Below are 21,127 nucleotides of genomic sequence, written 5' to 3' on the forward strand. Positions count from 1 at the left end.
CCCATAGCCGCCAGGGGTAACTTCATTCACAGCAGTCACATCAAGGGTTGAACCGGACAATTCTGAGCCTTCTGCGGCGTGTCGGGTCGACAAATTTGCGGCTCTCGGCCGCTCGGTAGCGGGGTCCGCTGCGCCGTTCGGGTGAGGCTGACCTTCGACCCGCTGGTCGACCGGGCCGGCTCGGTCGGCTAGCTCGGGGCCGCGATGCGGGCCACGAGGGCCGGCAGGACGGCTCCGAGCGGGGCGTCGACGGTGACCGCCGCGTACCGGTCGCCGCGGGTCGCGCCCTGGTTGACGATCGCCACCGGGCGCCCGTCCCGAGCCGCCCGCAGCACGAACCGGTGCCCGGACATGACGGTCAGCGAGGAGCCGAGGACGAGCAGGGTCCGGGACCGGGCCAGCGCGTCGTAGCAGTGCTCGACCCGCTCCGGCGGCACCGTCTCCCCGAAGAACACCACGTCCGGCTTGAGCACGCCGGCGCAGGCGGTGCAGTCGACCAGCCGGAACCCGTCCAGCGCGCCGTCGGCCAGCTCGACGTCGCCGTCGGGGTTGATGCCGGCCGCGGTCGCGTGCCAGTCGGCGTTGGCCGCGTCCAGCCGGGCGGCCAGTTCGTCGCGGTCGGTCCGGCAGCCGCAGTCCAGGCAGCGGACCCGGTCCAGCCGGCCGTGCAGGTCGATCACCTCGGTGGCGCCGGCGGCCTGGTGCAGGCCGTCCACGTTCTGCGTGATGACGCCGGTGAGCAGGCCGTGCCGCTGCAGCTCGGCCACGGCGCGGTGCCCGTCGTTGGGCCGGGCCCGGTCGATAAGGCCCCAGCCGAGGTGGCTGCGGGCCCAGTAGCGGCGCCGCGCGACCGGGTCTCCGGTGAAGGTCTTCCCGGTCATCGGCGACGCCCGCCGGGCGGCGCTGGACGGGCCGCGGTAATCGGGGATGCCGGACTCGGTGGAGATGCCCGCGCCGGACAGGACCAGGACGTCGCCGGCGGCGACCAGGTCGGTCAGCGTGTCGAGGTCCCGGGCCGCGCTCAGCGGGTCCCGCGGCTGCCGTTCCTGGCCGGCCGCTGTTGCCCGGACGACCATCGTGTCCACGCGCACGACGGTACGTCGGGATGCCCGTTCACGCTCGTTCGTCAATTCGGCGTCCACAGGGCGTGACGCCGTCCACAGTCCGGCCTCCCAGCCGCTATATCTCCGCGCGCGAGTGGAAAGATGAACGCATGGTCAGCGCAGACTCTTTCGGGGCCCGGGGCACTCTGTCGATCGGCGACGCGTCGTACGAGATCCATCGCCTGTCGGCGGTCGACGGCGCCGAGCGGCTGCCGTTCAGCCTCAAGATCCTCCTGGAGAACCTGCTGCGGACCGAGGGCGGCGCGGACATCACCGCGGACGACGTCCGGGCGCTGGCCGGCTGGGATCCCGCGGCCCAGCCGGACCGGGAGATCCGCTTCTCCCCCGCCCGGGTCGTCATGCAGGACTTCACCGGCGTGCCCGCGGTGGTGGACCTCGCCACCATGCGCGAGGCCATGCGCGACCTCGGCGGCGACCCGGCCAAGATCAACCCGCTGGCCCCGGCGGAGCTGGTCATCGACCACTCGGTGGTGGCGGACCTGTTCGGGACGCCGGACTCGTTCACCCGCAACGTCGAGCTGGAATACGAGCGGAACTACGAGCGCTACCAGTTCCTGCGCTGGGGTCAGGGTGCATTCGACGACTTCAAGGTCGTCCCGCCCGGCACCGGCATCGTGCACCAGGTCAACATCGAATACCTGGCCCGCGTGGTGTTCACCCGCGACGGCGCGGCCTACCCCGACACGCTGGTCGGCACCGACTCGCACACCACGATGGTCAACGGCCTCGGCGTGCTGGGCTGGGGCGTCGGCGGCATCGAGGCCGAGGCGGCGATGCTGGGCCAGCCGGTCTCGATGCTCATCCCGCGGGTGGTCGGCTTCCGCCTCGACGGCGAGCTGCCCGACGGCTCCACCGCGACCGACCTGGTCCTGACGATCACGCAGATGCTGCGCAAGCACGGCGTGGTCGGCAAGTTCGTCGAGTTCTACGGTCCCGGCGTCGGCGCCGTCCCGCTGGCCAACCGGGCCACGATCGGCAACATGTCCCCGGAGTACGGGTCGACCTGCGCGATCTTCCCGGTGGACGCGGAGACCCTGCGCTACCTGCGCTTCACCGGCCGCCCGGACGAACAGGTCGCCCTGGTCGAGGCGTACGCGAAGGAGCAGGGACTCTGGCACGAGCCCGACTCCGAGCCGGTCTTCTCCGAGACCCTCTCGCTCGACCTCTCCACGATCGTGCCGTCGCTGGCCGGCCCGAAGCGGCCGCAGGACCGGGTCGCGCTCTCCGACGCGAAGAGCTCGTTCCGGGTCGCCCTCGCGGACTACGCGGACGGCGACGACGGCATCCGGTCCACTGTGGACGAAGGGGTGGCCGAGACGTTCCCGGCCTCCGATCCGGTCGCGGTGGACGGCGGCAACGGCGCGGGCACGCCGGCCGCGGCGCCCTCGGCCCCGGTCAGCGGGCGGCCGTCGAAGCCGACCAAGGTCACGCTCGAGGACGGCACCGAGACCGAGGTCGACCACGGCGCGGTCGTCATCGCCGCGATCACCTCGTGCACCAACACGTCCAACCCGTCGGTCATGATCGGCGCCGCCCTGCTGGCGAAGAACGCGGTCGAGCGCGGGCTGCAGCGCCGCCCCTGGGTGAAGACGACGCTGGCGCCGGGGTCCAAGGTCGTCATGGACTACTACGAGCGGGCCGGCCTGACGCCCTACCTGGACAAGCTCGGCTTCAACCTCGTCGGCTACGGCTGCACGACCTGCATCGGCAACTCCGGCCCGCTGCTGGAGCCGGTGTCGGCGGCGGTCAACGACTCCGACCTCGCGGTGGTGTCGGTGCTCTCCGGCAACCGCAACTTCGAGGGCCGGATCAACCCCGACGTGAAGATGAACTACCTCGCCTCTCCCCCGCTCGTCGTGGCGTACGCGCTGGCCGGCTCCATGGACGTCGACATCACGACCGAGCCGCTCGGCACCGGGTCGGACGGGCAGCCGGTCTACCTGCGCGACATCTGGCCCTCGGCGGCCGAGGTGCAGGAGGTCGTGGACACCTCGATCGCGAGCGAGATGTACACCCGGGACTACGCCGACGTCTTCGCCGGCGACGAGCGCTGGACCTCGCTGCCGACGCCGACCGGCGACACGTTCGCCTGGGCCGCCGACTCGACGTACGTACGGAAGCCGCCGTACTTCGACGGCATGGACCGGCAGCCCTCGCCGGTCACCGACGTCGCCGGCGCGCGGGTGCTGGCCAAGCTGGGTGACTCGGTGACCACCGACCACATCTCCCCGGCCGGCGCGATCAAGGCCGACTCCCCGGCCGGGCGTTACCTGTCCGAGCACGGGATCGAGCGGCGCGACTTCAACTCCTACGGCTCCCGCCGCGGCAACCACGAGGTGATGATCCGCGGCACCTTCGCCAACATCCGATTGCGCAACCAGCTGGTGCCGGGCGTCGAGGGCGGCGCGACCCGCAACCTGCTCACCGGCGAGCAGACGACCATCTACGACGCGTCCGTGGCGTATGCGGAGGCCGGGGTCCCGCTGCTCGTGCTGGCCGGCAAGGAGTACGGCTCGGGCTCCTCGCGGGACTGGGCGGCCAAGGGGACGGCGCTGCTGGGCGTCCGCGCGGTGCTGGCCGAGTCCTACGAGCGGATCCACCGCTCCAACCTCATCGGCATGGGCGTCCTGCCCCTGCAGTACGCGGAGGGCGAGACGGCCGAGTCGCTCGGGCTCACCGGCGAGGAGACCTTCGACGTGGTCGGGGTGGAGGCGATGAACGGCGGCGACGTGCCGCGGACGGTGACCGTCCGCGCCGACGGCCGGGAGTTCCAGGCGGTCGTGCGGATCGACACCCCCGGTGAGGCCGAGTACTACCGGCATGGCGGGATCATGCCGTACGTGCTGCGATCGCTGCTGTGATCCGATGACGTCCTGGGGTGCGGTCGCGGCGGAGCGGGCGCGTCCGCTGCCCTGCGACAGGATCCTGCCGCAGGCGGACCTGGTCCTGCACCGGGCGGTCGACGTCGCTGCGCCGGCCGCGCGGACGTTCCGCTGGATCTGCCAGCTGCGGGCGGCTCCGTACTCGTTCGACCGGCTCGACAACGGCGGGCGGCGCAGCCCACGGCGGCTGACGCCGGGGCTGGAGCTGCTCGAGGTCGGCCAGCCCGTCATGCGGATCTTCACGCTGGTCGACTTCACTGCGGGCGAGCAGCTGACGATCCGGCTGGACTCCGAGCGGGGCCGGCGCTGGTTCGGCGAGGGCGTCGCGACGTACGCGGCGGTGCCGGCCGGCCCGGACCGGTCCCGGCTGCTGGTGCGGTACCGGCTCAGCGGGCTCGACCCGTTCCGGCGGCGGGCGCTCGTCTACGGCGACCTGATCATGATGCGCAAACAACTCCGCACCCTCGCCCACCTCGCCGAACACTCCGACCCCTGAGCGCGCGGGTCGCGGTGGCGCGGAGGCGCGCGGCGTCCTGGCCAGTGGGTGACCGCGGACGACCCGGCCACGCTGTCCGGGCACCTGGCCCAGCTCGGCGCCGACCACCGCAAGTTCGACGTCGAGCCGGCCCACTACGCGGTGGCACGACGATCGAGCTGGACCGGCGCCCGAAGATGTGGCGGCAGATGTCGATCGCCAGCGCGCCGCGGGCGAACGACACCTTCGACCTGCACGTGCGGGCGGTCGAGGGCGGCGACGTGTCCAACGCGCTGGTCCGGCACGCCGGAGGTCGGCGACCGGGTCAAGATCGGGCCGCCGCGGGGCGGGCGCTGGTGGTCGAGCCGGGCACCACAAGGCGCTGCTCTGCCTGGCCTCCGGGGCCGTCAACCTCTGAACGGCTCCGGACGCACGGAAGCCGGCAGGCGCCGAGGCGCCCACCGGCTCCGTGGTGTGAGAACTAGGCCGTGTCTCTCAACTGCCTGGCGGCGCCGGTGACGCCCAGACGACGACCGGCCGCGTAGGAGGAGCCGACCGATACAGAGAGGTATCGGCCAACTCCTCCGCCGTGCCGGACGCCGTCAGGACGCCACCGCCAATGGAGAGACAGCCCTAGGCCGCGGGGGCCGAGCGCCGCTGGTCGGGACGGCCGGGGCGCTGACCCGGACGGCGACCGCGGTTGGGGCGGCCGGACCGGGTCGAGGACGACCGCGGCGCCGACGGCTCCGGCTCGCGGACCACGATCGGCTCGCCCGAGCGCCCGAGCGCGGTGACCGCGTCGTGGCCCGGGCCGACCGGCGTCACCGGCACGTCCAGCCCGGCCCGCTCGAACAGCCGGCCCGCGTCGCGGGCCTGCTCCGGCAGCAGCATCGACAGGACGGTGCCCTTCGCGCCGGCCCGGGCCGTACGGCCGGAGCGGTGCAGGTAGTCCTTGTGGTCGGCCGGCGGGTCGTAGTGCACGACCAGGTCGACGTCGTCGACGTGGATCCCCCGGGCCGCGACGTCGGTCGCGACCAGCACCCGGGTGCGCCCGGCGGAGAACGCGTCCAGCGCCCGCTGCCGCGCGTTCTGGGCCAGGTTGCCGTGGATCGCGCCGGCCTCGGTGCCCTCCCGGGCCAGCTGCTTGGCCAGCCGGTCGGCGCCGTGCTTGGTGCGGACGAAGACCAGCGTGCGGGCCGGCCGGGAGACGATCTGGCCCAGCACCGGGACCTTGTCCTCGTGCCGGACGGTGAACGCGAGGTGGTCCATCCCGGTGACCGGCGTCGACGCCGAGGCGACCGCGATCGCGACCGGGTCGGTCAGGTACGCGCGGGCCAGCCGGTCCACGCCCCGGTCCAGGGTGGCCGAGAACAGCAGCCGCTGGCCGCCGGGCACGGTCATGTCCAGGATCGTGGTCACGTCGGGCAGGAAGCCGAGGTCGGCCATGTGGTCGGCCTCGTCGATCGCGGTGATCTCGACCGAGCCGAGGTTGCACTCGCCCTGCCGGATGAGGTCGAGCAGCCGGCCCGGGGTGGCGACCAGCAGGTCGACGCCGCGGCGCAGGGCCGAGATCTGCCGGCCCATCGAGGCGCCGCCGTAGACCGCGAGCACCCGGACGCCGTTGGGCTGGCCCAGCGGCGACAGCGCGTCCTGGACCTGTCCGGCCAGCTCGCGGGTCGGCACCAGGACGAGGCCGGCCGGGGCACCGGGCGAGCGCCGGGTGCGGTCGGCCATCAGCCGGGCCAGCATCGGCAGGCCGAAGGCCAGTGTCTTGCCGGAGCCGGTCTCGGCCCGGCCGAGCAGGTCACGACCGGCCAGCGCGTCCGGCAGCGTCTTGGACTGGATCGGGAACGGCGTGCTGATGCCGCGCCGCTGCAGCCCGGTCAGCAACGGCTGCGGAAGCTTGAGCTCGGCGAAGTCGGCCGGGCCGGCCGGCGCCTCCAGGGAGGCGGTCAGTGCGAGCTCGAGCTCGCTGACCGCAGCCTGGCGCGGCTCGGAGCGCGGCCGGGACGGGCGGCCGGAGCGGCCCGACGCGGGACGGCCGGAGCCGGTCGGACGGCCGCCGGAGCGGCCGCGGGGACCGCCGGAGCGGCCTTCCGTGGAACGGTCGGAAGAGGAGCCGTACCGGCCGGAGCCGGAACTCGAGCCGCCGGTCGTGGTGGACCAGGCGGTGGAGGACGAGGTGGACTGAGCCGCCCGAGGGCGGCGGGAAGAGCGGGACAAGCGGGATTACTCCAGATCGGCTAGGGGCCGCATCTGGCGTCACGTCCGCCGTACGGCCTGGCGGGCGACTCGCCCGCAGAGTGAGGCGGTCCTGACCGCCTACGGATCAAGTGTACAGATCCGGCGACGGCGACTGCGGTCGGCACGGCCCGCTACGGTCCGGACGTGACGGAGGACTCAGCCCGGGCGCTGGTGGAGGCGGTCCGGGCGGCGTTGCGGGCGGTGGCGGATCCGGCGGCGGCGGAGCCGATGCGGGCGTACATGAAGTCGGACATGCCGTTCCTGGGCGTGCCGATGCCGGCCCGGACCGCGGCGCTGCGGCCGGTGCTGACGGCGCACCCGATCACGGACCCGGCCGGCTGGCGGTCGACGGTGCTGGCGCTCTGGCGGGAGGCCACCCACCGCGAGGAGCGGTACGCGGCGCTCGCGATCGCCCGCCGGTACCCGCGGTACCTGCAGGCCGACGCGCCGGCCTCGCTCGCGCTGCTGGACGAGATCGTGGTCACCGGCGCCTGGTGGGACTTCGTCGACGACACCGCGATCCGGCTGGTCGGGCCGCTGCTTCTCCAGCACCCGGACCCGGTGCGGCCGGCCCTGCGCACGTGGGCCCGGGACCCCGACCGGTGGCGGCGGCGGACCGCGGTGATCTGCCAGATCGGGGCCAAGGACCGGACCGACGTCGCGCTGCTGACCGAGGCGATCGAGGCCACTCTCGCCGACCCGGACTTCTTCCTGCGCAAGGGGATCGGCTGGGCGCTGCGACAGCACGCCCGGCTCGACCCGGACTGGGTCCGGGCCTTCGCCGACACCCACGACCTCAGCCCGCTCTCCCGCCGCGAGGCGCTGAAACACCTCTAGCCCGCCGCCAGCCGCCCGACGCGGCCCCGCGGAGGCCCGACGCGGCGTACCGGGCGAGGCCCGATGCGGCGTACCGGGCGAGGCCGATGCGGTGTGCCGGGCGAGGCCGACGCGGCGTGCCGGGCGTCAGGTGCGGAGGACGGCTCCGGTGCGGCGGGTGGCCTCGGCGACGGCGGCGTCGCGGGCGGCGCCCGCCTCCTCCGCGGTCAGCGTCCGGTCCGGCGCCCGCAACCGCAGCGCGTATGCCAGCGAGCGCACGTCCGGCCCCAGCCGCTCGAGGTCGGCGTACACGTCGAACAGCCGCAGCGACTCCAGCAGCGACCCGGCGCCGTCGGTCAGCGCCGCCGCGACCGACGCGGCCGGAACCGAGGCGGGAACGACGAGCGCGACGTCCAGCAGCGCCGGCGGGTAGCTCGACAGCGCCGGCGCCCGCACGATCCCGCCGGTGCCGAGCGCGTCCAGGTCCAGCTCCATCGCGCAGGTCCGCTCGGGCAGCTCCAGGGCCGCGACGACCCGCGGGTGCAGCTCCCCCGCGTACCCGACGACGGTCCCGTCGCGGAGCAGCGCCGCGCACCGGCCCGGGTGCCAGGGCGCCTGCCGGGCGGCCCGGACGGTCAGCGGCACCCGGGCCGCGCGGGCCACCACCCGGGCCGACTCGATCGCGTCCGGCCAGCCCGCGGGCCGGCCCGGACCCCACCAGCCCGGCCGGTCCAGCTCGCCGGCCAGCGCGACCCCGACGTGGGTGGGCTGGTCCGGGATGCCGGCGGCCAGCTCGGCCAGCTCGGCCGCGGTGGGCCGCCGGGACACGCCGACCTGGGGCAGCGGCGGCAGCGCGCCGCCGGGCAGGAAGACCAGACCCGTCTCGTACAGGGCGACGTCGCGCAGGCCGCGGCCGATGTTGCGGCGCAGCGTGCTCAGCAGCCCCGGCAGCAGCGTGGTCCGCAGCTCCGGCTCGGCCTCGGACAGCGGGTTGACCAGCCGCAGCGCCTGCCGGCGGGGGTCGTCGTCGGCCAGCCCGAGCTCGTCCCAGGCCGACGGCGCCACGAACGGGTACGTCAGCACCTCGACCAAGCCGGCCGCGGCCAGCGCCCGGCCGATCGAGCGCCGGCTGCGCTGCCGCTCCGTCAGCCCGGTGCCCGGCGGCGGGGTCGGCAGCGTGGACGGGATCGTGTCGTACCCCTCCAGCCGGACCACGTCCTCGACCAGGTCGGCCGGGTCGAGGAGGTCGTCCCGCCAGGACGGCGGGTCGACGGTGAGCAGCCCGCCGGGGGACGCCTCGACCGTGCAGCCGATCTGCGAGAGCCGGCGGACCACGGTCGCGGCCGGGATCGGCACGCCCGCGGTCCGCTCCGGCAGGTCCGCCGCCATCGTGACGGTCACCGGCGCCGGGCCGGGGCCGGAGACGGTCACGCCGCCGGCCGCGGTCGCCCCGCCGTACGTGGCCAGCAGCGTGCCGGCCCGGGCCAGCGCCGCCCCGGCCACCGCCGGGTCGACCCCGCGCTCGAACCGCTTGGACGCCTCGCTGGGCAGCTTGTGCCGGCGGATGCCGCGGGAGATCGTGGCCGGCTGCCAGTGCGCGGCCTCCAGCACCACGTCCGTCGTCGCCGGCCCGATCTCGGTGGCCGCGCCGCCCATGATCCCGGCCAGCGCGATCGGCCCGGACCCGTCGGTGACCAGCAGGTCGTCGGGATCCAGCGTCCGGCGGGTGCCGTCCAGGGTCTCCAGCATCTCGCCCGCCCGGGCCCGCCGGACCGTGATCGCCCCGGTGAGCCGGGACCGGTCGAAGGCGTGCATCGGCTGGCCGGTCTCCAGCATCACGTAGTTGGTGACGTCGACGGCCAGCGAGATCGAGCGGATGCCGGCCAGCGCCAGCCGCCGGGTGATCTCCAGCGGGGACGGCGCGGCCGGGTCCAGCCCGGTCACGGTCCGGGCCGTGAACAGGTCGCAGCCGGCCGGGTCCTCGATCACGACCGGCCAGCCGCCCCCGGACGCCGGCGCGATCTCGACCGCGGCCGGGTCGCTGAACCCGACCTCGAACGCGAGCGAGAGGTCGCGGGCGATCCCCCGGACCGACATCTGGTAGCCGCGGTCCGGCGTCGTCTCCAGGTCCAGGACGACGTCGCGCAGCTCCAGCAGCTCGATCGCGTCGGTGCCGAGCGGGGCCGCGGGCGGCGGCAGCACCAGGATCCCGGCGTGGTCGTCGCCGAGGCCGAGCTCGCGGGCCGAGCAGATCATCCCGTCGGACACGTGCCCGTACGTCTTCCGCGCCGAGATCGCGAAGCCACCCGGCAGCACCGCGCCCGGCAGCGCCACCACCACGAGATCCGAAGGGGCGAAGTTGCGGGCCCCGCAGACGATGCCGCGGGGGCCGGAGCCGACGTCGACCTGGCACCAGCGGATGGTCTTGCCGTTGCCGGCGACGAACTCCTCGAACTCCAGCACCCGGCCGACCACCACCGGTCCGGACAGGTCGGAGCCGACGAAGTCGACGGCGTTGACCTCGATCCCGAGCCGGACCAGGCCGGCGGTGATCTCCGAGACCGGGCGGTCGCCCAGGGCGACGTGCTCACGCAGCCAGGACAGCGGCAGCCGCACGGCTCAGACCTCCGTTCCGAACGGCAGCGTGAACCGCACGTCCCCCTCGATCATGTCCCGCATGTCCTCGGCGTCGTGCCGGGCCATGAGGGTGCGCTCGATCCCCATCCCGAACGCGAAGCCGCTGTAGCGCTCCGGGTCGACCCCGCAGGCGGTCAGCACCCGCGGGTTGACCATGCCGCAGCCGCCCCACTCGACCCAGCCCTCGGACTTGCAGGTCCGGCAGGGCCGCGACGGGTCGCCCACCGACGCCCCGCGGCAGACCCAGCACTGCAGGTCGAACTCGGCCGACGGCTCGGTGAACGGGAAGAAGTGCGGCCGGAACCGGGTGCCGAGACCGGGGCCGAACATCTGCGCGGCGAAGTGGTCCAGCGTCCCGCGCAGGTGCGCCATCGTGATGCCCTCGGCCACGGCCAGCCCCTCGACCTGGTGGAAGACGGGGCTGTGGGTCGCGTCCAGCTCGTCGGTCCGGTACGTCTTGCCCGGCACCACGACGTACAGCGGCGGGGTGCGCTCCAGCAGCACCCGGGCCTGCACCGGCGAGGTGTGGGTGCGCAGCAGCAGCCCCGGGTCGCCGTCGACGTAGAAGGTGTCCATCGCGGCCCGGGCGGGGTGGTCCTTGCCGAAGTTGAGCGCGTCGAAGTTGAACCACTCCGACTCGACCTCCGGCCCCTCCGCGACCTCGTAGCCCATCGCCACGAACACGTCCGCGATCCGCTCGGACAGGCTGGTGATCGGGTGCCGCGCGCCGCGGGGGCGGCGGTCCCAGGGCAGCGTGACGTCGACGGTCTCCTCCGCCAGGACGCGCGCGTCGCGCTCCTCGGTCAGCCGGAGCAGCCGGGCGTCGTACGCGGCCTGGGCGGCGCCGAGGGCCTCGTTGAGCCGCCGGCCGGCCGGGCCCTTCTCCGGTCCGGGCAGCGCGCCGATGCCGCGCCGGGCCAGCCGCAGCGGCGAGCGGTCGCCGAGGTGGACCGGCTTGACCTTGGACAGCGCGTCCAGGTCGCCGGCCTCGGCAAAGGCCTTCTCCGCCTGCCGTACGGCGGAATCGAGGACCTCGGCCGCCAGCCCGGCGGCAGGATTCACTTCGGACACCCCAGAAGTGTATTGAGGGACCTGCGCTAGGGCCGAGCGGGTTGTTCTTCGTACGGCGGGTGCCCGGCCGGCAGCCGGACCCGGAACCGGGCGCCGCCGCCCGGCGCCGCGTCCACCTCGATGTCACCGTGGTGCGCCTCGACGATGCCCTTGACGATGAACAGGCCCAGCCCGGTGCCGCCGGCCTGCCCGGCCCGCCAGAACCGGGAGAAGATCCGCGACCGGACCGCCTCGTCGATGCCGCCGCCCTCGTCGGCGACGGTCAGCCCGACGCCGGGCTCGCCGGCCGCGGTCTTGGCCGGCACGACCTCGATGCTGACGGTGCCGGCGCCGTGCCGGATCCCGTTCTCGACCAGGTTCGCGACGACCTGGGTGACCCGGTCCGGGTCGAGCCAGGTCTCGGGCAGGTCCGCGGCCGCCAGCACCAGGAACCGGTCCGGCGGGTCGCCCGCGGCCACCCGGCCGGAGAGCACCTTGCGCACGATCTGCGGGACGGCGACCACCTGCGGGCGCAGCGTCAGCCGGCCGGCGTCGATCCGGGACGCGTCCAGCAGGTCCGACAGCAGCCGGGTGACCCGATCGGCGTCCGCGTTGACCGCGGTCAGCATGGTCTTCTTCTGGGTGTCGGTCAGCCGGTCCCAGCGGGTCAGCAGGGTCGAGGTGAAGCCCTTGACCGTGGTCAGCGGCGAGCGGATCTCGTGCGCGACGGTGGAGACGAGGTCGGAGCGGTCCCGGTCGGCGCGGCGGCGGGCCGAGGTGTCCCGGAACGCGACCACCAGCCGGACCACGGGACCGCCCGGGGTCTCCCGCACGTACCGGGAGGTGACCAGCAGCTCGCGGTCGGTGCCGCGCAGCTCCAGCAGCCGCTCGGGATGCCCGGAGCGGATGTTCAGCCCGCGGTAGGGCGCGACGCAGCCCCACCAGTCGGCGCCGGCGGAGTCGACCAGCGGGAGGACCTCCCGGTAGTCGCGGCCCGCCGGGTCGCCGGACGGGCGCAGCACTCGACGGGCGGTGCGGTTGAGCGCGGTGACCGTCCCGTCCGGGCCTGCGACCAGCACGCCGTCGGGCAGGTCGTCGTACGCGTCCAGCAGGGCTTCCCCCCTTCGGCCCTTGTGGATCTAGGGAATGGTACGCATCCCTGATCCGCCGCCGGGAACCCGCTGGGCCCGCGCGGAGGCGAACAGACACACGGCTGCGGCGGCGGCCAGGTTCAGGCTCTCGGCCCGGGGCGAGATCGGGATCCGGACCCGGGCGTCGGCGCGGGCGCCGAGCGCGGCCGGCAGCCCCCAGGCCTCGTTGCCGAACAGCCAGGCCGTCGGGCCGGCGAGCTCGGGCAGGTCGTCCAGGTCCCGCTCCCCCGCGCCGTCGGCGGCCAGCACGGTCAGGCCCGCGGCCCGGGCGGCGGCCAGCGTCCGGTCCAGGTCCGCGCCGCGGACGACCGGCAGGTGGAACAGCGACCCGGCGCTGGCCCGCACGGTCTTGCCGTTGTACGCATCGACGCTGTCGCCGGCCAGCACGACCGCGTCGGCCCCGGCGGCGTCGGCGCTGCGCAGGACGGTGCCGGCGTTGCCGGGGTCGCGGATGTCGGCCAGCAGCACGACCAGCCTCGGCGTGCCGGCGAGTGCGGCGTCCGGCGGTACGTCCAGGACCGGGCAGAGCGCGACGATCCCTTGCGGGCTGCTGGTCTCCGAGAGCGCGGCGGCGGCGCGGTCGGTGACCGCGGAGATCTCGACGCCGCGGGTCCGGGCCGTGTCGAGCAGCTCGGGGTGCCGGGCCGCGGCGGCGGCGGTGACGAACAGCTCGCGCGGCCGGTCCGGGTGGGCCAGGGCCTCCCGGACCGCCTGCGGTCCCTCGGCCAGGAACAGCCCGGCCGCGTCCCGCCCCGCGCGGCGCGTCAGCTTCCGCGCCGCCACGACCCGCGGCGTCCGCTCCGTGAACTCCGTCATCCGGGGCGCCCGCCGGCGAGGTCCACCCGGCCGTCCCGCCAGGCGCCCCGGCCGGGAACGCCGGCGCGCGGGCCCGGGGCGGGGAACACCGCCCGGGGTCCGGGAACGGCGACGCCGCGCCGGCCCGGGAGGGGCGGCGCGGCGTCGGGAGCCGGGTTCACGCTCAGGCGGCGGACTCGCCCGCCGGCAGCGCGGCCTGCGCGGTCCGGACGAGCGTGGTGAACGCGGCCGGGTCCGTCACGGCCAGGTCGGCCAGGACCTTGCGGTCGACCTCCACGCCGGCGGCCTTGAGCCCCTGCACGAACCGGTTGTACGTCATCCCGTTCGCGCGGGCGGCCGCGTTGATCCGGGTGATCCACAGCTGGCGGAAGTCACCCTTGCGCGCCCGCCGGTCGCGGAACGCGTAGTTGCCGGAGTGGAGCAGCTGCTCCTTCGCCTTGCGGTACAGCCGGGAGCGCTGGCCGCGGTAGCCGCTGGCGGCCTCCAGCGTCGTCCGGCGCTTCTTCTGGGCGTTGACCGCCCGCTTCACGCGTGCCACTGGTAGTCCTCGTCGTCAGGCGCCGCGCCGGGGTCCGGGGCGGCGGTGTTGGTCAGGGCGGTCAGCGACCGAGCAGCCGGCGTACGCGCTTGACGTCCGCCGGCGCGATGTCGGTCGTGCCGGCCAGCCGCCGGGTGCGGGTGCTCGACTTGTGCTCGAGCTGGTGACGGCGGTTGGTGCTCTGGCGCCGCAGCTTGCCGCTGCCGGTCACCCGGACACGCTTGGCAGTGCCGCTGTGCGTCTTGTTCTTCGGCATGGTGAAACGTTCTCCTCGCAAGGACGCGCGAGCGCGTCAGGTGTCGGCTGACCGGGTGGGTCAGCCGGCGGTCTCAGGCTGGGGTGCTGCCGCCGCCTCGGCCGGGACCTCGGACGACGAGTCGGCCGACGGCTCGCGGGAAGCGCGGACGATCTTCGCGTTCTTGTGCGGGGCCACGACCATCACCATGTTGCGGCCGTCCTGCTTCGGCGACGACTCCACGAAGCCCAGCTCCTGGATGTCGTCGGCCAGCCGCTGCAGCAGCCGGAAGCCGAGCTCCGGCCGGGACTGCTCGCGTCCGCGGAACATGATGGTGACCTTGACCTTGTCGCCCTGACGCAAGAACCGCTCGACGTGACCCTTCTTGGTCGCGTAGTCGTGCGGGTCGATCTTCGGCCGGAGCTTCATCTCCTTGATGACGGTGAGGGCCTGGTTGCGCCGGGCCTCACGCGCCTTCTGTGCGCTCTCGTACTTGAACTTGCCGTAGTCCATGAGCTTGCAGACCGGCGGCCTGGCCATCGGAGCGACCTCGACCAGGTCGAGCTCGGACTCCTGCGCCAGTCGGAGCGCACCCTCGATGCGCACGATGCCGACCTGCTCGCCCTCAGGACCGACGAGCCGCACTTCGGGGACGCGGATCCGGTCGTTGATGCGGGGCTCAGTACTGATGGGGCCTCCTCGGTGAGCGGTCAGGGACGGCGCTCACGGGGGCACGATTCCGACCGGTCGGGAGGCGCGCCGGCTAAGGCGACGCCTCCACCACCGTGGCGGGTGATCACCTCGGTGGGACCGGACCCGACTACCTTGCGGCAATTCGGGTGGGAGCGTGCGCTCCGCTTGCACACCCCAGCACAGGGCAGGGGCTGGTCGTCCCTTTCAGGTTACCCCATGTGAACGCTCGTTGCCGCCCCGGCCTTCCCCGGCCGCGTGCCGGGCCTGCAGATCGCGCAGCCCGCGGACGGCGGCGACGGACCGCGGCCCGTCCGAGGCCTGGACGGCGAGCACCGCCAGCCGGTCGTCGTCGGCCAGCTCCAGCATCGCCCAGGGCGAGCCGTCCGGGAAGGAGACCATCCGGACCACCTCCCAGGGCACGTCCTTGGTGCTCAGGATGTTGCGGACGTGCAGGCCGGACAGGTCGGCGACCACGGTCGGCCGGGCGATGAGCAGCACGCCGGCGGCCAGCAGCAGGCCGAGCACGACCATCGCGGCCTGGTCGCCCGGGCCGAACACGACGCCCTCGCTGCTGGTGTGCCCGAGCAGCGCGGCGATCAGGCTGAACAGCACGACCACCACGATCGCGATGCCGACCGCGACCCGGCGCAGCCGGACCGGCCGGGCGGTGACGACGTCGGACCGGGTGGTCGCCTGCGGGGACTCGCTCACGCCGTCCATCTTCGCCCCGCCCGGCCACGAGGGCGATGCCGGGTCAGTCGACGTGCAGTCCGGACTCCATGCCGAAGACGACGAGCTGGGCCCGGTCCCGGGCGCCCAGCTTCAGCATCGCCCGGCTCACGTGGGTCCGTACGGTCGCGGGGCTGATCACCAGCGCCTCCGCGATCTCCTCGTTGGACCGCCCGGTCGTCACCCAGGCGACCATCTCCCGCTCCCGGTCAGTCAGCTCGCCGAGCTTCGGGTGCGGCGCGACCCGGCGCCCGGCCGCGAACTCCGAGATCACCCGGCGGGTCACGCTCGGCGACAGCAGCGAGCCGCCATCGGCCACGATCCGGACCGCGCGCAGCAGCTCGACCGGGTCGGCGTCCTTGAGCACGAAACCGCTGGCGCCGCCGGCCAGCGCCTCGAAGACGTACTCGTCGAGCTCGAAGGTGGTGAGCACGACGACCCTGACCGCCGCCAGCCGCGGGTCCGCGGTGATCTCGCGCAGCGCCGCCAGCCCGTCCAGGACCGGCATCCGGACGTCCATCAGCACGACGTCGGGGACGGTACGGCGGATCGCGGCCAGCCCGGCCCGCCCGTCCTCGGCCTCGGCCACCAGCTCGGTGTCGTCCTCGGTCTCGAACAGCGCCCGCAGCCCCATCCGGACCAGGGCCTGGTCGTCGACGACGACGACCCGGATCATGCCGGCCACCCTGCGCGGAACACGGCGCCCATCATGCCGGCAGCTCCGCGCGGACCAGGAAGCCGCCGCCGTCGCGGGGCCCGGCGTCGAGCCGGCCGCCGACCGACTCGGCCCGCCGCCGCATCCCGGCGATGCCGCTGCCGCCCTCGCCGCCACCCGGACCGGTCCCCCGGTCGGCCACCTCGACGTGCAGGGCGCCGTCGAGCGCCACCCGGACCGACGCCTCGTCGGTGCCGGCGTGCCGCAGCACGTTGGTCAGCGACTCCTGCACGATCCGGTACGCCGCCGCGCCCACGTCCGGCGGCACCGGCGCGGTGCCCTCGGACGGCGGCAGCGTCACCGACAGCCGCAGCCCGCCGTCGCGCATCCGGTCCAGCAGCACCGGCAGGTCGGCCAGGCCGGGCGCGGGCCGCCGGGCCGCGCTCCCGGCCGGGGTCCGCATCCGCTCCAGGTCGGCCCGCAGCCCGTCCAGTGCCTCCCGGCTCGTCGTCACCACCGTGGCCAGCAGCTCGCGGGCCCGGGCGGGGTCGCGGTCCAGCACGTGCGCGGCCACGCCGGCCTGCATCGCGATGACGGCCAGGCTGTGCCCGATCCCGTCGTGTACGTCCTGGGCCATCGCCAGCCGCTCCTCGCTCACCGCGCGGCGGGCGATCTCGGTCCGGGCCGCGGCCTCGGAGCGCTGCCGCGCCCCCAGCGCGAACCCGGTGCCGGCCCCGGCGGTCAGCGCCGCGGACAGGCCCGCGGTGAAGAAGACCAGCTCCGACCAGCCGCCGTCGGCCAGCAGCCCGGCGGCGGCCGTGCCGATCACGACCACGAGGAAGCCGGCCAGCCACGGCAGCGCCCGCCGCAGCGGCATCGCCGCGGTCAGGCACCAGGCCCAGACCGGGCCGGCCAGCAGGATCGGCCCGTACGGCTGGTCCAGCAGCAGGTAGGCGCCGGTCGCGACCGCGGCGATCGACAGACCCGCCAGCGGGGCCCGGCGGCGGAGCAGCAGGGTGAGCGCGGCCAGCCCGGCCAGCGCGTACGCGTAGCCGTGCGGGACGGTGGCCTGGTTCTCCGCCGCGCCGTGGGTGCCGCCCAGGCTGACGACGAGCAGCGGCACCGCCGGCACGAGGATCCGCCAGCGGCGCCGGCCGTCCCGGGCGCGCTCCACGCCGCCGACGATAAGGCCGGCCGGGGCCGTGGGGCGTCCGCGCCGGGCCGCAAAGCCGGTACGCAGATCTGCGTACCGCGGGGCCGGTCCGGGGCTGACGACCGGTGAGGCCGCAGCCCGAACGATCGACGGCATGGATGCGACGATCGTGAGCACGCGGCGGCTCACCAAGACCTTCGGCCCGCGCACGGCGGTCGACGCCGTGGACCTGACCGTCCGCCGCGGCGAGGTGTACGGCTTCCTCGGCCCGAACGGCGCCGGCAAGACGACCACCCTGCGGATGCTGCTCGGCCTGATCCGGCCGACGTCCGGGACCGCGACCGTGCACGGGCTCACCCCCGGGGACCCGGCCGCGGTGGCGCGGACCGGCGCGCTGGTCGAGGGGCCGGGCTTCTACCCGTACCTGTCCGGGCGGGAGAACCTGCGGGTGCTGGCCCGCTACCAGGGGCTGGCCGACCGCGAGGTCGACCGGGTGCTGGAGCGGGTCGACCTGACCGACCGCGGCGGCGACAAGTTCAAGGCGTACTCGCTGGGGATGAAACAGCGGCTCGGCGTGGCCGCGGCGCTGCTCGGCGACCCGGACCTGCTGGTGCTGGACGAGCCGACCAACGGGCTCGACCCGGCCGGGATGGCCGACATGCGCGCGCTGGTCGTGGACGTCGCCGCCGGCGGGCAGACCGTGCTGCTGTCCAGCCACCTGCTGGCCGAGGTCCAGGAGATCTGCGACCGGGTCGGGATCATCGCCGGCGGCAGACTGCTGGTGGAGTCGACCGTGGCCGAGCTGCGCGGCGCGACCGGCATCCGGCTGGTGGCCCGGCCGCTGGACCGGGCGCTGGCGGTGGCGATGCGGGTGGCCGGCGACGACAACGTCGAGGTCGTCGACGGCGAGCTGCGGCTGGCTGTGCCGGCCGGCACGGCGCCGGAGCTGGCCCGCGCGCTGGTCGCCGCGGACGTCGACATCACCGCCCTGCACAGCGTCGAGCGCTCGCTCGAAGAGGTCTTCTTCGACCTGACCCGTACGGCTACTCCCGAGGAGGTCGCGGCATGACCGCCACCCTGACCCACGACCGGCTCTCCCCCACGATCCCGCTGGCCCGCAGTGCCCGGGCCGAGCTGCGCCGGCTGCTGCGCTGGCCGGTCAGCTGGGTCCTGCTGGGCGTCTGGATCCTGCTCAACCTGCTGTTCACGTACGTCTTCGACTGGATCAGCTACCGCACCGGCGACGCGACCGGGCCGGCCGACTCGGTGTCGACGATCGACGGCCTGCTGCCGCACGCGATCCCGGACGTGCTCACCCAGGGGATGCCGCTGTTCGGCGGCGCGCTGGTCACGATCCTCGGCGCCCTCGCCGTCGGCAGCGGGTACGGCTGGGGCACCTGGAAGACCGTCTGGACGCAGGGCCCGTCCCGGGTCGCGTCCTTCGGCGGCACCCTGGTCGCGCTGCTCGTGCTCGTGGCCGGGCTGGTGCTGCTGACCGTCGGCATCGACCTCGGCATGTCCTCGGTGATCGCGCTGGTCGAGGGCCAGGCCGGGGCCGGCCTGCCGGAGCTCGGCGCGCTGGCCACCTCCACCGGCGCGGCCGTGCTGATCCTGGGCATGTGGGCGGCGCTGGGCACGGCGATCGGCGTGCTGTCCCGCAGCCCCGCGCTGGCCGCCGGGCTCGGCCTGGTCTGGTCCCTGGTCGTGGAGCAGCTGCTGCGCGGGGTGGCGAACGCGCTGCCGGCCATCGAGGGCGTGACCAACCGGCTGCCGGGCGCCTCGGCGGGCTCGCTGGCCGGGGCGGTCGGGGCCCGGCCGGTCTCCGACGGCGGCGCACCCGGCGTGCTCACCGCGCTGTCCGGCGTCGCGGCGACCAGTTGGACCGTCGGCTACCTGGTCCTCGGCGTCGCGGTCGCACTGGCCGTGGTGGCCCGGCGCGACCTGCTCTGAGCACCGGCCACGGCCACCGCGACGAGCGTGAGCACGACCGCGACGTAGGTCAGCACCCCGGGCCGGCCCGCCGGCCCGGGGCTGACCAGGTCGATGAGAACGCCGCCGGCGAGCTGGCCGGCGACGAGCAGCAGGCCCAGCCGCAGCACCCCGAGGGTGCGGACGGCCAGGATGGCGGAGGCGATGTAGCCGATGCCGAGCACGCCCCCGGCGTAGACCCACAGCGCCGGGGGCCAGTGCTCGTCCGGGCCGTGCCCGCTGCCGGCGACCCCGGCGTACACGACCAGCAGCAGGATCATCCCGGCGGTGAAGTTGATCGTGGTGGCCAGCACGGCCTCGCCGGTGGCCCGCTGCACCCGCCCGTTCAGGGCCTGCTGGACCGAGCCCATCGCGCCGGCGATCGTCGCGGCGACCAGGATGGCGGCCACCACGCCCCCGGAGACGTCCCCGCCGCCGTGCCCGAGCCGGATGATCACCACCGCGACGACCGCGAGCGCGGCGCCGGCGGTCCGGGGCACCGACAGCGGCTGCGCGCCGCCCGGACCGAGCCCGGCCCGGTCCACGATCAGCCCGCCGATCGCCTGCCCGGCGACCACGCCGACGGTGAACGTGGCCACCCCGACCTTCGGCACCGCGATCGAGGAGACCACGACCAGCGTCGCGCCGCCGATCCCGCCGAGGTAGGTCCACCAGGGCAGCCGGTCCCGCCACGCCCGCTCGGTGGCCGCACGCAGCCGGGGCACCACCGCGACCACGATCGCGAGCAGGATCAGCCCGGAGCCGAAGGAGACCACAGCGGCCCAGAACGGCGAGCCCGAGCGGTCCCCGAGCTCGCCGTTGACGCGGGTCTGCAGCGCGAACAGCGCGCCGCCGACGAACGCCAGGCCGGTGGCGCCCCTAGCTGCGCCCATGGATCGCCTCCGGGCTCGCTCCGCTCCTCGGGCGGTGGTCCCGGTGCACGCAGTCGCGGGCCCGGCGATGCTCACTCCCCCGTCTGCTCACTCCACGATCTTGGAGATCGCGAGCTCGAGGATGTCGCGGGCGCCGGCCGCCTTGAGCGCCGGGATGAGCGTGTTCACGCCCTTCTTCGGCACCACCGACTCGACCGCGCGCATGTCCCCGGACGCCAGCGCGGTCACCGTCGGCGAGGACATCGCCGGCAGCACGGCCAGCACCTCGTCCAGCCGGTCCGCGGCCACGTTGAGCTTCACCAGGACCTGGCCGCGGGCCCGGATGGCCCCGGACAGCAGCAGCGCGACGTCGTCCATCACCGCCCGCTTGACCGGGTCCTCGCACGCGGCCGGGTTCGCCACCAGCTCCGTGTACGAGGTGAGCAGCGTGTCGAAGATCCGCAGCCCGTTCTTGCGCAGCGAGGAGCCGGTCTCGGTCAGGTCGACGATCGCGTCGACGATGTCGGGCACCTTGGCCTCGGTCGCGCCGTAGGAGGGGACGACGACGGCCTTGACGCCGTGCTGTTCCAGGTAGCGGCGGGTCAGCATCGGGAACTCGGTGGAGATCCGGATGCCGTCGGGCAGGTCGGCCGCGGTCTGCCAGGGCGCGTCCTTGGGCACCGCGAGCACGACCCGGACCGGGTTCGAGGTCGCCTTGCTGTACTGCAGCTCACCCAGCGAGACCACGGTCGAGTCGGTCTCGGTGATCCAGTCCCGGCCGGTGATGCCGAGGTCGAACAGACCCTGCTCGAGGTAGGTCGGGATCTCCTGCGGGCGCAGCACCCGGACGCGGTCGATCCGCGGATCCTCGATCGAGGCACGGTAGTCGCGGTCCGAGGAACGGCGGACGGTCAGGTCGGCGGCATCGAACAGGTCGATGGTGGCGCGCTCGAGAGAGCCCTTGGGAAGAACAAGGGACAGCACAGTGATGGCCTTTCGTCGATGGGGACTGCGGGAACCGGGGTGACTCAGGAGCCCAGATGCTCCGTCACATGCCCGGCGTGACCGTGATGCCGTAGTCCTCGCAAG

General features: G+C 74.6%; 19 protein-coding genes. 5 read left to right on the forward strand and 14 right to left on the reverse strand.

Going from position 1 to position 21,127, the window contains the following annotated elements; genetic code table 11:
* Positions 1-188 precede the first annotated feature (188 nt).
* Positions 189-1,076, reverse strand: coding sequence for an NAD-dependent protein deacetylase (locus VGP36_11675; protein ID HEV7655373.1), 888 nt, complete (start codon positions 1,074-1,076; stop codon positions 189-191).
* A gap of 137 nt (positions 1,077-1,213) precedes the next feature.
* On the opposite strand from VGP36_11675, the gene VGP36_11680 reads away from it, so the two are divergent.
* The gene (locus tag VGP36_11680) at positions 1,214-3,985 is read left to right on the forward strand and encodes an aconitate hydratase (GenBank protein ID HEV7655374.1); all 2,772 of its coding nucleotides are present in this window, start codon (positions 1,214-1,216) and stop codon (positions 3,983-3,985) included.
* Positions 3,986-3,989: 4 nt separating this feature from the next.
* The gene (locus tag VGP36_11685; protein HEV7655375.1) at positions 3,990-4,502 is read left to right on the forward strand and encodes a hypothetical protein; all 513 of its coding nucleotides are present in this window, start codon (positions 3,990-3,992) and stop codon (positions 4,500-4,502) included.
* 612 nt (positions 4,503-5,114) lie between these two features.
* Here VGP36_11685 and VGP36_11690 read toward each other — a convergent pair.
* Positions 5,115-6,371 carry a DEAD/DEAH box helicase gene (locus VGP36_11690; protein ID HEV7655376.1) on the reverse strand — a complete coding sequence of 419 codons (1,257 nt, stop codon included), beginning with the start codon at positions 6,369-6,371 and terminating at the stop codon, positions 5,115-5,117.
* A gap of 498 nt (positions 6,372-6,869) precedes the next feature.
* Between VGP36_11690 and VGP36_11695 the strand changes: the two genes are divergently transcribed.
* Positions 6,870-7,562 carry a DNA alkylation repair protein gene (locus VGP36_11695; protein ID HEV7655377.1) on the forward strand — a complete coding sequence of 231 codons (693 nt, stop codon included), beginning with the start codon at positions 6,870-6,872 and terminating at the stop codon, positions 7,560-7,562.
* Between the two features lie 126 nt (positions 7,563-7,688).
* On the opposite strand, the gene pheT is transcribed toward VGP36_11695, so the two are convergent.
* From pheT to VGP36_11745, 10 genes are all read right to left on the reverse strand, one after another.
* On the reverse strand, positions 7,689-10,157 hold the full coding sequence (gene pheT, locus VGP36_11700; protein ID HEV7655378.1) for a phenylalanine--tRNA ligase subunit beta: 2,469 nt from the start codon (positions 10,155-10,157) through the stop codon (positions 7,689-7,691).
* 3 nt (positions 10,158-10,160) lie between these two features.
* A complete protein-coding gene (locus VGP36_11705) occupies positions 10,161-11,222 on the reverse strand; it encodes a phenylalanine--tRNA ligase subunit alpha (protein HEV7655379.1) in 1,062 nt (353 codons plus the stop codon).
* 53 nt (positions 11,223-11,275) lie between these two features.
* Complete coding sequence (locus tag VGP36_11710) at positions 11,276-12,367, reverse strand: HAMP domain-containing sensor histidine kinase (GenBank protein ID HEV7655380.1); 1,092 nt, start codon at positions 12,365-12,367, stop codon at positions 11,276-11,278.
* On the reverse strand, positions 12,368-13,195 hold the full coding sequence (locus VGP36_11715) for an RNA methyltransferase (protein HEV7655381.1): 828 nt from the start codon (positions 13,193-13,195) through the stop codon (positions 12,368-12,370).
* Positions 13,196-13,358: 163 nt separating this feature from the next.
* Positions 13,359-13,733 (reverse strand): 50S ribosomal protein L20, encoded by a 375-nt coding sequence (gene rplT / locus VGP36_11720; protein HEV7655382.1) that lies wholly within the window; start codon positions 13,731-13,733, stop codon positions 13,359-13,361.
* Between the two features lie 61 nt (positions 13,734-13,794).
* On the reverse strand, positions 13,795-13,989 hold the full coding sequence (gene rpmI, locus VGP36_11725; GenBank protein HEV7655383.1) for a 50S ribosomal protein L35: 195 nt from the start codon (positions 13,987-13,989) through the stop codon (positions 13,795-13,797).
* A gap of 60 nt (positions 13,990-14,049) precedes the next feature.
* Positions 14,050-14,682: a translation initiation factor IF-3 gene (infC, locus tag VGP36_11730; GenBank protein ID HEV7655384.1), complete on the reverse strand. Its 633-nt coding sequence runs from the start codon at positions 14,680-14,682 to the stop codon at positions 14,050-14,052.
* A 183-nt stretch (positions 14,683-14,865) separates the two neighbouring features.
* Positions 14,866-15,372: a PH domain-containing protein gene (locus VGP36_11735; GenBank protein ID HEV7655385.1), complete on the reverse strand. Its 507-nt coding sequence runs from the start codon at positions 15,370-15,372 to the stop codon at positions 14,866-14,868.
* Positions 15,373-15,415: 43 nt separating this feature from the next.
* On the reverse strand, positions 15,416-16,066 hold the full coding sequence (locus tag VGP36_11740) for a response regulator transcription factor (GenBank protein HEV7655386.1): 651 nt from the start codon (positions 16,064-16,066) through the stop codon (positions 15,416-15,418).
* A 31-nt stretch (positions 16,067-16,097) separates the two neighbouring features.
* Positions 16,098-17,219, reverse strand: a complete 1,122-nt coding sequence (locus VGP36_11745) for a histidine kinase (GenBank protein HEV7655387.1) — start codon at positions 17,217-17,219, stop codon at positions 16,098-16,100.
* A 133-nt stretch (positions 17,220-17,352) separates the two neighbouring features.
* On the opposite strand from VGP36_11745, the gene VGP36_11750 reads away from it, so the two are divergent.
* Entirely contained in the window at positions 17,353-18,267 is a 915-nt protein-coding gene (locus VGP36_11750) for an ATP-binding cassette domain-containing protein (GenBank protein HEV7655388.1), read from the forward strand.
* Positions 18,264-19,148 (forward strand): ABC transporter permease, encoded by an 885-nt coding sequence (locus VGP36_11755; protein HEV7655389.1) that lies wholly within the window; start codon positions 18,264-18,266, stop codon positions 19,146-19,148. Before VGP36_11750 ends, VGP36_11755 begins: the two co-directional genes overlap by 4 nt.
* Here the strand turns inward: VGP36_11755 and VGP36_11760 are convergent.
* Positions 19,088-20,059 carry a DMT family transporter gene (locus VGP36_11760; GenBank protein HEV7655390.1) on the reverse strand — a complete coding sequence of 324 codons (972 nt, stop codon included), beginning with the start codon at positions 20,057-20,059 and terminating at the stop codon, positions 19,088-19,090. The genes VGP36_11755 and VGP36_11760 overlap by 61 nt on opposite strands.
* Before the next feature lie 87 nt (positions 20,060-20,146).
* Positions 20,147-21,022, reverse strand: a complete 876-nt coding sequence (hisG, locus tag VGP36_11765; GenBank protein ID HEV7655391.1) for an ATP phosphoribosyltransferase — start codon at positions 21,020-21,022, stop codon at positions 20,147-20,149.
* Positions 21,023-21,127 lie beyond the last annotated feature (105 nt).

Source organism: Mycobacteriales bacterium (genome assembly GCA_035995165.1).
Classification (GTDB): Bacteria; Actinomycetota; Actinomycetes; order Mycobacteriales; family CADCTP01; genus CADCTP01.